The organism is Phytoactinopolyspora halotolerans, assembly GCF_010550675.1.
Lineage (GTDB): Bacteria > Actinomycetota > Actinomycetes > Jiangellales > Jiangellaceae > Phytoactinopolyspora > Phytoactinopolyspora halotolerans.
The window spans coordinates 106,095-119,731 of the sequence record NZ_JAAGOA010000011.1; the positions used below are offsets into that span (position 1 = coordinate 106,095).

The 13,637-nt window shown below is 67.5% G+C and carries 15 protein-coding genes; 8 read left to right on the top strand and 7 right to left on the bottom strand.

Features of this window, described 5'->3' with window-relative positions:
- Positions 1 to 20 precede the first annotated feature (20 nt).
- Positions 21 to 1,148, top strand: coding sequence for a glycerate kinase family protein (locus G1H10_RS16505; RefSeq protein ID WP_163739739.1), 1,128 nt, complete (start codon positions 21 to 23; stop codon positions 1,146 to 1,148).
- 174 nt (positions 1,149 to 1,322) lie between these two features.
- Positions 1,323 to 1,670, top strand: a complete 348-nt coding sequence (locus G1H10_RS16510; RefSeq protein ID WP_163739741.1) for a HesB/IscA family protein — start codon at positions 1,323 to 1,325, stop codon at positions 1,668 to 1,670.
- A gap of 21 nt (positions 1,671 to 1,691) precedes the next feature.
- Here G1H10_RS16510 and G1H10_RS16515 read toward each other — a convergent pair whose 3' ends face one another.
- Entirely contained in the window at positions 1,692 to 1,922 is a 231-nt protein-coding gene (locus tag G1H10_RS16515; RefSeq protein ID WP_163739742.1) for a sulfurtransferase TusA family protein, read from the bottom strand.
- Positions 1,923 to 2,004: 82 nt separating this feature from the next.
- Positions 2,005 to 3,186 carry a cysteine desulfurase family protein gene (locus G1H10_RS16520; RefSeq protein ID WP_163739744.1) on the bottom strand — a complete coding sequence of 394 codons (1,182 nt, stop codon included), beginning with the start codon at positions 3,184 to 3,186 and terminating at the stop codon, positions 2,005 to 2,007.
- 206 nt (positions 3,187 to 3,392) lie between these two features.
- On the opposite strand from G1H10_RS16520, the gene ctaC reads away from it, so the two are divergent.
- The 4 genes from ctaC to G1H10_RS16540 all read left to right on the top strand — a co-directional run bounded on the left by ctaC (position 3,393) and on the right by G1H10_RS16540 (position 6,969).
- Positions 3,393 to 4,193, top strand: a complete 801-nt coding sequence (ctaC, locus tag G1H10_RS16525; protein WP_163739746.1) for an aa3-type cytochrome oxidase subunit II — start codon at positions 3,393 to 3,395, stop codon at positions 4,191 to 4,193.
- 56 nt (positions 4,194 to 4,249) lie between these two features.
- Positions 4,250 to 5,965, top strand: a complete 1,716-nt coding sequence (ctaD, locus tag G1H10_RS16530) for an aa3-type cytochrome oxidase subunit I (RefSeq protein ID WP_163739920.1) — start codon at positions 4,250 to 4,252, stop codon at positions 5,963 to 5,965.
- Positions 5,965 to 6,360: a cytochrome c oxidase subunit 4 gene (locus tag G1H10_RS16535; RefSeq protein WP_163739748.1), complete on the top strand. Its 396-nt coding sequence runs from the start codon at positions 5,965 to 5,967 to the stop codon at positions 6,358 to 6,360. Before ctaD ends, G1H10_RS16535 begins: the two co-directional genes overlap by 1 nt.
- 132 nt (positions 6,361 to 6,492) lie before the next feature.
- Entirely contained in the window at positions 6,493 to 6,969 is a 477-nt protein-coding gene (locus tag G1H10_RS16540; RefSeq protein ID WP_163739750.1) for an SRPBCC family protein, read from the top strand.
- Positions 6,970 to 7,167: 198 nt separating this feature from the next.
- Here G1H10_RS16540 and qcrB read toward each other — a convergent pair whose 3' ends face one another.
- From qcrB to ctaE, 4 genes are all read right to left on the bottom strand, one after another.
- A complete protein-coding gene (gene qcrB, locus G1H10_RS16545; protein WP_163739752.1) occupies positions 7,168 to 8,886 on the bottom strand; it encodes a cytochrome bc1 complex cytochrome b subunit in 1,719 nt (572 codons plus the stop codon).
- On the bottom strand, positions 8,883 to 9,980 hold the full coding sequence (qcrA, locus tag G1H10_RS16550; RefSeq protein WP_216853341.1) for a cytochrome bc1 complex Rieske iron-sulfur subunit: 1,098 nt from the start codon (positions 9,978 to 9,980) through the stop codon (positions 8,883 to 8,885). The genes qcrB and qcrA overlap by 4 nt, the downstream gene beginning before the upstream one ends.
- Positions 9,977 to 10,792 (bottom strand): cytochrome bc1 complex diheme cytochrome c subunit, encoded by an 816-nt coding sequence (gene qcrC, locus G1H10_RS16555; protein ID WP_246219615.1) that lies wholly within the window; start codon positions 10,790 to 10,792, stop codon positions 9,977 to 9,979. The genes qcrA and qcrC overlap by 4 nt, the downstream gene beginning before the upstream one ends.
- Before the next feature lie 83 nt (positions 10,793 to 10,875).
- Positions 10,876 to 11,511, bottom strand: a complete 636-nt coding sequence (gene ctaE, locus G1H10_RS16560) for an aa3-type cytochrome oxidase subunit III (RefSeq protein ID WP_312856594.1) — start codon at positions 11,509 to 11,511, stop codon at positions 10,876 to 10,878.
- A 178-nt stretch (positions 11,512 to 11,689) separates the two neighbouring features.
- Between ctaE and G1H10_RS16565 the strand changes: the two genes are divergently transcribed.
- Positions 11,690 to 12,106: a response regulator gene (locus G1H10_RS16565; RefSeq protein ID WP_163739756.1), complete on the top strand. Its 417-nt coding sequence runs from the start codon at positions 11,690 to 11,692 to the stop codon at positions 12,104 to 12,106.
- Complete coding sequence (gene trpD, locus G1H10_RS16570) at positions 12,103 to 13,137, top strand: anthranilate phosphoribosyltransferase (RefSeq protein ID WP_163739758.1); 1,035 nt, start codon at positions 12,103 to 12,105, stop codon at positions 13,135 to 13,137. The genes G1H10_RS16565 and trpD overlap by 4 nt, the downstream gene beginning before the upstream one ends.
- 56 nt (positions 13,138 to 13,193) lie before the next feature.
- Here the strand turns inward: trpD and G1H10_RS16575 are convergent, their stop codons facing one another.
- Positions 13,194 to 13,484, bottom strand: coding sequence for an Lrp/AsnC family transcriptional regulator (locus tag G1H10_RS16575; RefSeq protein WP_163739760.1), 291 nt, complete (start codon positions 13,482 to 13,484; stop codon positions 13,194 to 13,196).
- Positions 13,485 to 13,637 lie beyond the last annotated feature (153 nt).

Consider the following 13,637-nt stretch of genomic DNA (forward strand, 5'->3'; position numbering starts at 1 on the left):
GTATCTGACAGACTCTCCGCATGCGCATCCTTGTTGCTCCAGACAAGTTCGCTGGGACGTTGACGGCGGTTGAAGCGGCCGAGGCGATCGCCGACGGTTGGCGACGCACGTCGCCGGAGGCAGAGGTGGTGCCGATACCGATGGCGGACGGCGGTCCCGGGTTTGTGGACGTCCTGCATGCCAGTCTGGGCGGTGAGCTGCTCGCCGGCTCGGTGTCCGGCCCGCTTGCCGAGCCCGTTCCGGCGACCTTCCTCCTGGTCGAGGATGTCGCCTATATCGAGTCGGCGCAGGCCTGCGGGCTGGCCCTGATGCCGCTGGGACCGGATGGGCGTACGCCGGAGCCGGGGGCGGTGAACCGTGCGTCCACCTATGGAGTCGGTCAGCTCATCGGCTCGGCGGTGCAGTCCGGCGCGCGGCGAGTGGTCATCGGCCTCGGTGGCTCGGGTACGAACGACGGCGGGGCGGGGCTGCTTGCGGCCCTGGGTGCGACGTCGGAACCAGCCGGGGCATTGACCCGAGGACCGGACGGGCTGGCGGAGCTCACCTCCGTGGACCTCGGACCAGCGCTCGAGCGACTGGCCGGGGTCGAGCTGGTCGCCGCATCCGACGTCGACAACCCGTTGCTCGGGCTACGTGGCGCGTCGAATGTGTTCGGTGCGCAGAAAGGGCTGGTCGACGAGGACGCCAGACTGGCCGCGGACGCCGCGCTCAGCAGACTCGCCGAGGCGGTCGAGCGGAAGACGGCTGAGGCGGCCGGCGCGGGTGCGGCGGGTGGCCTCGGATACGCCCTGCTCGTCCTCGGCGGACGCCGGGAGCCGGGATTCGCCACCGTGGCGAGCGCGGTCGGCCTGTCCGACCTGGTAACGGCGTCCGACCTGGTCATCACCGGCGAGGGCAAACTCGACTGGCAGTCGATGAACGGCAAGGTTCCGGTGGGCGTGGCTGGGGTGGCGAACGCCGCTCTGCGGCCGTGCATCGCCCTCGCCGGTGCGGTACAGGTGGGCAACCGTGAACTCCGCGCCAACGGCATCGAGGCCGCGTACTCGCTGGTGGACATCGTGGGGGAGGAACAGGCATTCGCCCAGCCCGCGCAGAGCCTGGCCGCGGTCGCCGCGCGCGTGGCCAAGACGTGGGGAAGGGCACGGTGACACCGAACATGCCCGATACGCGCCCGGCAAGGACCATCGTCCCTGGCGGGCGCCGGGTGCTATGGGAACAGTGAGTTCGGGTCCTACACTGGCAATGGCGGTACGGAATGACGCCGCCGCCGCAGGTGTTGGAAGCCTTGAACACGCAGTCCGCTATTCGTCAGGAGAACAACGATGACGGTTCAGGAACAGGCCGCTACCGGCGTGGTGCTCACCGAGGAGGCATCCGGCAAGGTCAAGGCCCTGCTCGACCAGGAAGGCCGGGACGACCTCCAGTTGCGCATCGCTGTCCAGCCGGGTGGCTGCTCCGGCCTGCGCTACCAGCTCTTCTTCGACGAGCGGTCGCTGGACGGTGACATCGTCCAGGACTTCCACGGTGTGAACGTCGTTGTCGACCGGATGAGCGCTCCGTACCTCACCGGCGCCACCATCGACTTCGTCGACACGATCGAGAAGCAGGGGTTCACCATCGACAACCCCAACGCCGGCGGTTCCTGCGCCTGCGGCGACTCGTTCCACTGATCGTCTCAGCGCGCCAGTTCTTCACCGGATACGCCGGACCAGGTATGAAGGGGCCGTAGCCTCGGGTTCGCCTGGGCCGGCGTATTCGTGTTCTCGCATCCGGCACCACGCCGGAATGTCGGTCGCCGCCGCGGGGTCGTCGGCGATGACGCGGATGATCCCGCCCACCGGGACATCACCGATCCGTTTCGCCAGCTCGATGACGGGCAGCGGGCACCGCTTGCCGCGGCAGTCGAGATCCAGGTCCGTCATCGCCGACACCTCCACGCTCTCGTCGCGTCGCCGCTCGTGTTGTCTGGTCGCGCTCCGCTCGTGTTGATTGGTCGCGCTCCGCTCACATGCCCGCCTCGGAGCGGAGCCGGGCGACCACCTCGGGAAGTACGTCGAGAAAGCGATCGACGTCGTCGCCGCTGACGTCCCGGGACAGGGAGACGCGCACGTTGCCGTGCGTGAGCACACCCATCGCCTCCAGCACGTGGCTGGGTCGCAGCGTGCTGGCGGTGCAGGACGAGCCGCTGTTGACGGCGAACCCGGCCCGGTCCAGTTCGGTGACGAGCGCTTCGCCGTTGACGTACAGGCAGGAGAAGGTCACCAGGTGCGCAAGCCGGTCGACGGGAGCACCGACCACCTCCACGTCCGGTATGCGCCGCGGGACCTCCTGACGGATCCGGTCGATCAGTTCCCGGTGACGGCGGGCGAGCTCATCCGCCTCTTCGACGCGGGCCCGCAGTGCGGCCGCCGCGGCCAGCACACCCGGCACGTTCTCGAAGCCCGGCACACGGCCGCCCTCCCGCTCGTCCTCGGGCAAGGCCGATCGCCATCGAGTCTTCCGGCCGACTGCGAGGACCCCGACGCCGGGTGGGCCGCCCCACTTGTGTGCGCTTGCCGTCAGCACCGACCATCCACCGGGCACAGGTTGCCGCCCGACCGTCTGCGCGGCGTCGACCAGTAACGGAACCGTCCGGGCCTGACATGCGTCGGCGACGGCCTCGACCGGCTGGACGGTTCCGACCTCGTGGTTCGCCGTCTGCAGGCAGGCCAGCGCGGTGTCCGGGGTGAGCGCGGCGGCGAATGCGGCCGTGTCCACCCGTCCGAGCCGGTCTACCTCGACGATCCGCACGTCCGGCCCGGTCTGTCCGGTGCGCTCCATGGCCAGGTGACGTGCGGTGTGCAGCACGGAGGAGTGCTCGACGGCGGAGGCCACGATGCCGGCGGCGGAGCGGTCGCGAGCCCGGGCCGTGCCGAGCATGCCCAACTGGACGGCCTGGGTACCGGAGGAGGTGAACGACACCTCGTCCGGCTTCGAACCGATCACGGCGGCCACCAGTTCCCGGGCGTTGTCGAGCAGCACCCGCGCGCGCCGTGCCGAACCGTACAGCCTGGCCGGATCGGCCCAGCCGTCGTCGATCGCCGCCAGCCACACATCGCGGGCCGCCGGATGCAGCGGTTCTGTCGAGGCCGCGTCGAAGTATCCCTGCCGGCTCTGGGCAGCGCCGTCGGTACGTGTGGGGTCCACGACACGTACGGTAATAGGCAGACCTGCTGGCTCGGCGTCGAGTGCCAACCGCTAGGGTGGGCTGCGACAAGAGAAGCTTGCCTAGGGCGCAGTGCGTCGTTCGACCGCTCCGGTCCCGTTTCGCGCTGCCGCACGGGTGGGTGCAATGCATGGAAGGGCGCCTCGTGGGTCAGGATAGGTGGGCTCGCCCGGTGCGTCGCAGAGTCATGGCTGCGTCCGCCGCGGTGGGCACGGTATTGGCACTGAGCGGCTGCGCTGCGGACGCTGACAACCAAGGGCAGCGGTTTGGCCTGCCCGAGGGGGTGACGGAAGAGGCGCCGCTGATCGGTGACCTCTGGGTCGGCTCCTGGGTGGCCGCTTTCGCCGTCGGTGTCCTGGTCTGGGGGCTGATCCTCTGGGCCGTGGTGGCGTACCGGAAGCGGAACGATGAGCTGCCCAAGCAGACTCGGTTCAACATACCGATCGAGTTCTTGTACACGGTGACGCCGCTGATCGTCATCGGCGTGCTGTTCTACTTCACTGTGCAGCACCAAGACGACATCCTCGACGAGTCGGAGGACCCCGATCTGACGGTCCACGTCATCGGCCAGCAGTGGTCGTGGGCGTTCAACTACACCGACGAGGACGTGTATGACATCGGGACGACCACCGACATCCCCACGCTTTACCTGCCAGTGAACCAGACCGTGCGGTTCGAGCTCGACTCGCCGGACGTGATCCACTCGTTCTGGGTTCCGCAGTTCTACATGAAGATGGACGTGATCCCCGGGCGCACCAACAGCTTCCAGGTGACCCCGAACGAGGAGGGCACCTACGCCGGCAAGTGTGCCGAGCTGTGCGGGGCATATCACGCGCGGATGCTGTTCAACGTCGAGGTGGTCTCCGAGCAGGAGTACGCCGCTCACATGCAGGAACTGCGCCAGGAGGGCCAGACGGGACAGATCGATGTCCCGCTCCGCGGTTCGTATGCGAACGTGCCGGAAGGCGAAGGCGGGAGCCAAGAGTGACGACATACCTCGAACGTACGGCCGCCACGCGGGAGGCCGCCCCACGTCCGGCGGCGATGCCGCGGCTGAAGGGCAACGTCGCCGTCCGGTGGATGACGTCCACCGACCACAAGATCATCGGGTACATGTACCTGATCGCCTCGTTCGGCTTCTTCCTCATCGGCGGCGTGATGGCGCTGCTGATCCGGGCGGAGCTGTTCGCGCCGGGGCGCCAGGTGGTCAGCGACGGTGTCTACAACCAGCTGTTCACCATGCACGGCACCATCATGCTGCTGCTGTTCGCGACACCGCTGTTCATCGGGTTCGGCAATATCATCGTGCCGCTGCAGATCGGTGCGCCGGACGTGGCCTTCCCCCGGCTGAACATGTTCAGCTTCTACCTGTTCCTATTCGGTGGGCTGATCGTCATCTCCGGCTTCCTCACCCCGGGCGGTGCCGCCGACTTCGGCTGGTTCGCGTACACGCCGCTCTCCAATGACGTGTACACCCCGCACGTCGGCGGCGATCTGTGGGTCGCAGGCCTCGCGATGAGCGGCTTCGGGACGATCTTCGGCGCGGTGAACTTCGTGACGACGATCGTCTGTATGCGGGCGCCGGGTATGACCATGTTCCGGATGCCGATCTTCACCTGGAACATCCTGGTCACCAGCATTCTGGTGCTGATCGCCTTCCCGTTGCTCGCGGCCGCGCTGTTCGCGCTGTTCGCGGACCGGAACCTGGGCACGCACATCTTCGATCCCGCCGCCGGCGGCGCGGTCCTGTGGCAGCACCTGTTCTGGTTCTTCGGCCATCCCGAGGTGTACATCATCGCGCTGCCGTTCTTCGGCATCATCACCGAGATCATCCCGGTCTTCAGCCGCAAGCCGATCTTCGGCTACAAGGGCCTGGTACTGGCGACGCTGTCGATCGCCATGCTCTCGGTGGCGGTGTGGGCGCACCACATGTACGTCACCGGCGCCGTCAGCCTGCCGTTCTTCGCGGCGATGACGATGTTGATCGCGGTTCCGACCGGCCTGAAGTTCTTCGCCTGGATCGGGACGATGTGGCGTGGCTCGATCACGTTCGAGGCGCCGATGCTGTTCGCGCTCGGTTTCATGGTGACGTTCCTGTTCGGCGGGTTGACCGGTGTCATCCTGTCGTCGCCACCACTGGACTTCCACGTCTCGGACTCGTACTTCGTGGTGGGGCACTTCCACTACGTGGTGTTCGGCACCGTGGTGTTCGCGATGTTCGCCGGCTTCTATTTCTGGTGGCCCAAGTTCACCGGTCGCATGCTGGACGAGCGGCTGGCCAAGATCCACTTCTGGTCCCTGTTCATCGGGTTCCATGGCACGTTCCTGGTGCAGCATTGGCTGGGTGTCGAGGGCATGCCTCGGCGCTACTCGGACTACACCGTCGACGACGGCTTCGAGTTCCTGAACCAGATATCGACGATCGGCTCGTTCATCCTCGCCGTGTCCACGCTGCCGTTCATCTGGAACGTGTGGAAGTCGCGACAGCTGCCGCGAGTCGCGGTGGACGACCCGTGGGGCTGGGGTCAGTCCATGGAATGGGCGACGTCCTGCCCGCCGCCACGGCACAACTTCACGTCGTTGCCCCGGATCCGCAGCGAGCGCCCAGCGTTCGACTTGAAGTTCCCCGAGGCCGCGGCCGGCTCGCAGCTGAAACCGGCCGGCAGCGGGACGATCGTCGAGGTGCTCGGCCCGGCGGATGTGGACGCGACAGGCTACGAGAAGCCTGCGGACGGCCGCAAGAGGGAGGATGAAGAGTAGTGAAGGTTGAAGCACTCGTCTTCGGCGTCGTCGCGGTCTTCTTGGCGGTCGTGACACCGATCTACTGGTTCGCCTCCAACGATCCGACCGGTACCACCGCGCTGGCCGTGACGTTCGGTTTGGGCGCGATGATCGCGTTCTACTTCATGCTGCTGGTGCGGCGGCTCGGCCCACGCCCGGAGGACCGACACGACGGTGAGATCGAGGAGCTGGCCGGGGAGTACGGCTTCTTCAGCCCGCACTCGTGGTGGCCGCTGATGGGCGGCCTCGCCGCATCCGTGGTGTTCCTCGGCTTGGTGTTCGCCTGGTTCATCCTGATCATCGGCGTCGCGTTGGCGGCGATCGCCGTGATCGGGTGGGTCTTCGAGTACTATCGCGGCGAGTACAGCCACTAGATCCTGCGCCGCGCCCCCTGCATACGGCCTCCTTCCGCCGACCAGGTCCCGCGGGGTCGCGCACACGACGTCCTGCACCCCCGAGTGCCCCAGGCCTCGGGGGTGCAGGACGTCGTGCGTAAGGTCGGTGGGGTGAGATCCCGTGCGTTCCGGCTCCGGACGAGGTGGCTGATCGACGACGAGCGGCAGCGGTGCTGGGAGTTTCTCACCGCGCCGGGGCAACGTTGGCGGGACTGGTGGCCGCGGCTGCAGGAGATTCATGTCGACCGGGCCGACGACTTGGTCGGCAGCGAGGCTCGCTGCGTATGGCGCAGTCCGATCGGTTACCGTGTCCGCACCGACCTGAAGCTCGTCGATGTGGTGGCCGAGAAACGTGTCGAGCTGTCGGTGCGTGGCGACGTGACGGGCGGGGCCGTGGTGGAGTTCGCCGCCGGGTCATCGGGTGGCACGCTGATCGATGTCGCGCTGGAGCTGACGCCGGCAGCGCGCTGGATGCGGCTGACGACGCCGGTGCTGCGGCCGCTGTTCATGTTCGGCCATCGAGTGGTCATGCGCGGAGGGGAGCGTGGTATGAACGCGGTCCTGGTTGGGCGTCGCGCCGTGGATTGAGAAATCCGCAGCCCCCGCGCGCCTGAAGGAACGTGTGGCCGCGCCTGGACGAAGCTGTGGGCGCCGCCCGAGGCGAACGCAAAACGGCCGTGAGTCCGAAGGGGATCGGTCCCCTTGGTCCTCACGGCCGTTTCCGCGGCTCATTCTCCTACGGGACGGGTGTGCCGTGTCAGGGCAGCACCTGTCACGACTGGCCGGTCAGCGCGTCGTCACCTGGTCTCCCGGGTGCTCCTCATGTGCGCCGCTCTCCAGCTCGCCGTGTCCGTTGTGGTGCGCCTGCTCCATTTCCTCCCGGGTCGGCTTCTGGATGACGTCGCCGAAGTAGAAGCGGGACAGCCGGGCACGCCGCCGTTCCTTCTTGTATGCAGGATTGGGCACACCGCTCGCGTCCGTCGCCGGGCCGGGCTCGATCGGCTCGATCCGGTCGTGCGCGGTGAGAGCGTACGCATCGCCGTGTTCCAGCGGCTGGTGCCGCTCGGAGAACTCGCCGTCCGGGCTGACCACGATGATGCCGCTCTCCCGGCCGTGCAACACCTTCTCCCGGTCACGCCGCTGCAGCCCGAGACAGATCCGCTTGGTGACCCAGAACGCGAGCGGTGGCCCGAGGATGATGCTGAACTGAAGGAAGCGAGAGATCCAGTTGACCGGAATCTCCAGGATGGTAGCGAAGAAGTCGTTCCCGCCGGCGATCCAGAGCAGGATGTAGAACACGATGAACCCGACGCCCAGGCCGGTCCGGACGGGCATGTTCCGGGGGCGGTCCAGGACGTGGTGCTCCCGTGTGTCTCCGGTGACCTTCTGTTCGATCCACGGGTACAGCGCCAGCGGCGTGAGGATCAGGCCGGGCAGGATGACCGCCGGGATCAACACGCTCAGCGCGAGCTCATGCCCGAGGATGTCGATGCCCCACGCAGGCATCACTCGCAGCGCACCGTCCAGGAAGCCGACATACCAGTCTGGTTGTGTTCCGGCCGTGACCTGCGATGGATCGTACGGTCCCCAGAACCAGACCGGGTTGATCTGGATGGTGGCGGCCATCAGGAAGATGAAGCCCCAGACGATGAACTGGAATCCGCCGGCCTTGGCCACATAAACCGGGAAGAACGGGTAACCCACCACATTCCGGTCGCTCTTGCCGGCACCCGGGTACTGGGTGTGCTTCTGGTACCACAGCAGCATCAGATGCAGCGCCACCAGTGCGAGGATGAGGCCGGGGACCAGCAGAATGTGAATCGGGTAGAGCCGGGAGATGATGTCGTCGCCCGGATACTCGCCGCCGAAGATGAAGAACGACAGGTACGTGCCGACCACCGGGATGGCGAGCATGCCGCCTTCGATGATTCGCAGCCCGGTGCCGGAGAGCAGATCGTCCGGGAGCGAGTAGCCGGTGAAGCCGTTGGTGATGCCGAGCACCAGCAAGGACAGACCGACCAGCCAGTTCAGCTCCCGCGGCTTGCGGAACGCGCCGGTGAAGAAGATCCGCAGCATGTGTGCCGACATCGCCGCGATGAACACCAGCGTGGCCCAGTGGTGCACCTGGCGCATCAGCAGTCCGCCGCGGACCTCGAAGGAGAGCTCCAGCGTCGAGGCGTACGCCTCGGAGAGACCGACCCCGCGCAGCGGTATGTACGCGCCCTCATAGGTGATGTGCGCCATCGAGGGCTTGAACCACAGCGTCAGGAACACACCCGACAAGATGATCAAGATCAAGCTGAATAACGCGATCTCACCGAGCAAGAACGACCAGTGGTCGGGGAAGACCTTCCGGATGTTCCGCTTGAGCCAGTTGCTGGCCGTGATGCGCTGGTCGACGAAGTCGACCACGCGGCCAGCGCCCTTGACGACGGCGTTGTCGCTCGCCCTGGTCTCCGGAGGCGCTTCGCGGGCGGTCTCCGGCGGGGTAGTCGTGGTGGTCATGCTTCACGCTCCCAGTAGCTCGGCCCGACCGGCTCGGTGAAGTCGCTCTGCGCGACGAGAAAACCTTCGCTGTCGACGGCGATCGGCAACTGTGGCAATGCCCGCGTGGCCGGTCCGAAGATGACCTCTCCGTTGTTCGCGAGGTCGAACGTCGATTGGTGACACGGACAGAGCATGTGGTGGGTGGTTCGCTCGTAGAGGCTGATCGGGCACCCGACATGGGTACAGATCTTCGAGTAGGCGACGATCCCGTCGACGTGCCAGTTCTCCCGGCCGGCCGCCGCGTTGATCTCCTCCGGCAGCATCCGGATCAGCATGACCGGGGACTTGGCCCGCTCGTTGATCCGTTCCGGACCGTGGTCGGGCAGTTCCTCATATGTGGCGGGCATGACGTTCACCAGCTGGCCGATCTCCAGGTCCGCCGCTCTGATCGGCTCGAACGTGACATCGGTCAGCAGCCGCACGCCCTCGGCCCAGACGGTGTGCTCCTTCGCGTTACCCGGTGTCGGTCCGAGATCGCGCAACAACACGATGGCCGGCAGCGGTAGCAGCGCCAAGGCGCCCAGCAGCGAGTTGCGGATCATCTTGCGCCGGCCGAAGCCGGTCTCCGCCGCACCAGTGTCGAAGCTCGCCAGTGCGCTCTCCCGCACGTCGTCCGAGCTGCGCAGTGGCTTGCGCTTCTCGGCGAACTCGGGGGAGGTCATCAGCGCGCGCGCCCACTGCACCGCGCCGACTCCGATCAGCAGCATCGCCATGCCCAGGGTGATGCCGAGCGCGAAGTTGGAGACCTGGACATCGCCGATGTCCACGCCTTCCTCTCCGCCGTCGATGCCGAAGATCACGTACGCGACGATCGACGCCACGATGAAGACCGATGCCAAGGTGAACATGCCCGCGACCTGGCGCTCGGCGCGCTTGGCGGCGCGGGTGTCGATCTCGGTCAGTCGCGGGCCCGGGTCGTGCAGGCCCGGGTCGGGGATCGGGTCGCCGTCCGGCGCCTGCCGCTCGACCTCACCGGCCTGTTCCGGGTGGTCGGCGGGCGTCTTCTCCAGCTCTCCGGTCAGACGCTTCGCATCTTCATCTTGTGTACTCACGACGACGACCTCCACGAGCCCGACTTCGCCGCTGCGGACCGGGTCACGACCCAGGCAGCGAAGGCGATCAGGCCTCCGATTCCGACGAGCCACGCCCACAAGCCCTCGGAGACCGGCCCCGCCCGGCCGATGCCGAGGCCGCCCGGGTCAGGCTGGTCTTCGACGTTCTTCAGATACGCGATGATGTCTCGCTTCTCCTCCGGCCCCAGAAGCTCGTCGTTGAAGACGGGCATGGCTTGCGGGCCGGTGATCATGGCTTCGTAAATGTGCTTGGGTTCGACGCCGGTCAAGTTCGGAGCGTGCTGGCCGTAGGTCAGCGCACCGCCCTGACCGGTGGCACTGTGGCACTGCGCACAGTTGGTACGGAACAGCACACCGCCGCGGGCGACGTCGACACCTTCGGCGTCGACGTTGACCATCGACTCGTCCGGGATGTCCGGGCCAGGTGCGAACGAGTCCACGTACGCGGCGAGAGCGGCGATCTGCTCCTCGTTGTACGCAGGCTGCTTACGTTCGGCTTGGGCGCCGGGGGCGGCCATCGGCATGCGTCCGGTGCCGACCTGGAAGTCCACCGAGGCAGCGCCTACACCGACCAGTGACGGACCGAGCACGGTGCCGTCCTCGCGCACCTGGCCTTCTCCGTTCAGTCCGTGGCACGACGCGCACCCGATGGCGAACAGTTGCCGGCCTTCCTCGATCTGTGTGGTCTGCGCCGCGGTCGTGGTCGACGCGGGCGCCGACGACGGACTGAGCGTGGCGTATGCGCTGCCGCAGGCGAACAGGACCACGAGGAGGACCGCGACCGCCGCCATCGGATGGCGGCGGCGCCGGGAGAGCGCCCGGCCCAGCCACCGGCCGTTGCGACGGGACGTAGATGGGGACACGTTTCTCCTCATCACTGGGCGATGTAGATAGTGAGGTACAGGGCGATCCAGACCACGTCGACGAAGTGCCAGTAGTACGACACGACGATCGCGCTGGTGGCCTGCTGGTGGGTGAACCGCTGGGTCATGAACGTCCGGCCCAGGACGAGCAGGAACGCGAGCAGACCGAGCGTCACGTGCAGACCGTGGAAGCCGGTGGCGAGATAGAAGATCGAGCCGTACGGATCGCTCGACAGCGTCAACCCCTCATGCATCACCAGCTCGGCGTACTCGTATGCCTGGCCGGAGATGAAGAGCGCACCCATGACGAACGTCAGCACGAACCACTCGCGCATACCCCACTGTCCGACCTGCAGCAGGCTGCCGGTCCGGCCCACCTGGCCGCGTTCGGCGCGCAGTACGCCGAGCTGGCAGGTGACCGACGACAGCACCAGGATCGTCGTGATGGTCAACGAGAAGGGGATGTTGAGCAGTTCGGACCGCTCAGCCCAGAGCTCCTCTTCGTTGGACCGCAGGGTGAAGTAGATCGCGAACAGCGCCGCGAAGAACATGAGCTCGCTGGACAGCCAGACGATGGTGCCGACCGATGTGAGGTTCGGCCGCACCGGCGACTGGGGGTGGGCAGCGTCGACAGTCGTGGAAGCCACGGAGCCATTATGTCGGTCCGGCCTCGGCGACGTGACGCCGCCCCGCCGACACGGTGTTTGCGGAGCCAGTACCATCATCGTTGACAGGATTCCGCCCATTGCCACACGGCGTCTGGGATGCATCTCCTCCCGGGTCGTGCCGTGCGGTGCACTCCGACGCCAGCGAGGACCAGAACCCATGAGCAGTACCGAGGAGAAGATGACGATCCTCGTCTACAGCGACGACCGTGCGACCCGGGACAAGGTCCGACTCGCCCTGGGCCGACGGCCGGCAGCGGACGTGCCGCTGATCGAGATCGTCGAGGCGGCCACCCACCCCGCCGTGATCAAGCGGCTGGACGCCGGCGGCGTGGACGTGGTGATCCTGGACGGTGAGGCGGTGCCGTCCGGCGGTATGGGCATCGCCCGCCAAATCAAGGACGAGATCTATCAGGCGCCGCCCGTCCTGCTGTTGCTCGGGCGTCCCCAGGATGCCTGGCTTGCCACCTGGTCACGCGCGGAGGCCGCCGTCTCGCACCCGATCGACCCGCTCGAGTTGGCGTCCGCGGTGGCGGGTCTGATGCGTCGCCGCGGTGAGTTGCGGACGGCGTCATGAGCAGCGCGCCGCAGACCTGGCGGGCGGTGCTGAGCACGCTGCTTGCAGGTCAGGACCTGCCGACTGAATCGACGGCCTGGGCGATGAACGAGATCATGCAGGGCGAGGCGACCGAGGCGCAGATCGCCGGCTTCGTGATCGCGCTGCGGGCCAAGGGTGAGACGGTCGGCGAGTTCGAGGGCCTGGTCGAGGCGATGTACGCCAACGCCACGCCGTTCCGAGGCTCGGGCCCGGCGCTGGACATCGTCGGCACCGGTGGCGACGGGGCACACACGGTCAACATCTCGACGATGGCCTCTCTGGTGGCGGCGGGCGCGGGCGCGCGTGTGGTCAAGCACGGCAACCGTGCCGCGTCGTCGGCGTGCGGCGCCGCGGACGTGCTGGAGCGGCTCGGAGTGCGCCTGGACCTGGCGCCGGAGCGGGTGGCGGAGCTGGTCGACGAGGTCGGCATCACGTTCTGCTTCGCCCCGGCCTTCCATCCTTCCATGCGGTTCGCCGCGGTGCCGCGCCGCGAGCTGGGCGTGCCGACCGTGTTCAACTTCCTCGGTCCGGTGGCCAATCCGGCGCGGCCATCGGCGCAGGCGGTGGGGGTGGCCGATCCGCGGATGGCGAATGTACTCGCCGGTGTGCTGGCCGGCCGCGGCGTCTCTGCGCTGGTATTCCGCGGCGACGACGGGTTGGACGAGCTCACCACCACGACCACGTCCAGAGTCTGGGTGGTCGCCGGTGGCGAGGTGGCCGAGGAGCGGCTCGATCCGGCGGCGCTGGATCTCGCGCCCGCGTCGCAGGAGGCGCTACGCGGCGGCGACGCCGACTACAACGCGGACGTCGTCCGCCGGGTGGTCGCCGGTGAGCAGGGTCCGGTGCGGGACGCCGTGGTGCTCAACGCCGCCGCGGGTCTGGCGGCATATCACCCCGCGGAGGCGCCGCTGCTGGAGCGGATGTCCGTTGCGCTGGAGCAGGCTCGACACTCGATCGACTCGGGCGCCGCTGCCGCCGTGCTCGATCGCTGGGTCTCCGCGGCCGCGTGACCGCGGACGTTTCCGGCTGACGCTCCGGACTCCCTTTCGGGAGTCGGACCGCGTGCTCAGTCGTTCGGGACCTCGGCGCCGAGGGCGAACGCCGACTCGAGGTCGTGCTTGGAGAAGGCGCGGAAGGCGATGTGCGTCTCGGTGCTCAGGACACCGTCGACCTTGTTCAGCCGATCGGCGACGACATCGGCGATGTCTTCGTGCTTGCGCACCCGGACCATCGCCACGAGATCGAGCTCACCGGTCACCGAGTAGACCTCGCTCACTCCGTCGAGGGCCGCGATCTGCTCGGCAACCTCGGGGATGCGGGCGACGTCGGCCTGGATGAACACGATCGCAGTGATCACGGACGAATCTCCTCTCACGGGTGTGAGGACGCTGTGTGCTCGCCGGACGGCGTCCTCGGCACGACACTATCGGTTCCGTAGGCCCCGTGCGCCGGAGGGCCCGCGGCAGCGGCACCGGAAAGTACGACATCCGGGCTGCCTCCGTGACCACAA

What these genes read in the sequence shown, in the direction of transcription:
- qcrC (WP_246219615.1), bottom strand. Translation starts at nt 10,792, where the DNA reads ATGGCGGCGGTCGCGGTCCTCCTCGTGGTCCTGTTCGCCTGCGGCAGC.
- G1H10_RS16565 (WP_163739756.1), top strand. Translation starts at nt 11,690, where the DNA reads ATGAGCAGTACCGAGGAGAAGATGACGATCCTCGTCTACAGCGACGAC.
- qcrB (WP_163739752.1), bottom strand. Translation starts at nt 8,886, where the DNA reads ATGACCACCACGACTACCCCGCCGGAGACCGCCCGCGAAGCGCCTCCG.
- G1H10_RS16505 (WP_163739739.1), top strand. Translation starts at nt 21, where the DNA reads ATGCGCATCCTTGTTGCTCCAGACAAGTTCGCTGGGACGTTGACGGCG.
- G1H10_RS16510 (WP_163739741.1), top strand. Translation starts at nt 1,323, where the DNA reads ATGACGGTTCAGGAACAGGCCGCTACCGGCGTGGTGCTCACCGAGGAG.
- G1H10_RS16515 (WP_163739742.1), bottom strand. Translation starts at nt 1,922, where the DNA reads ATGACGGACCTGGATCTCGACTGCCGCGGCAAGCGGTGCCCGCTGCCC.
- trpD (WP_163739758.1), top strand. Translation starts at nt 12,103, where the DNA reads ATGAGCAGCGCGCCGCAGACCTGGCGGGCGGTGCTGAGCACGCTGCTT.
- ctaD (WP_163739920.1), top strand. Translation starts at nt 4,250, where the DNA reads ATGCCGCGGCTGAAGGGCAACGTCGCCGTCCGGTGGATGACGTCCACC.
- ctaC (WP_163739746.1), top strand. Translation starts at nt 3,393, where the DNA reads ATGGCTGCGTCCGCCGCGGTGGGCACGGTATTGGCACTGAGCGGCTGC.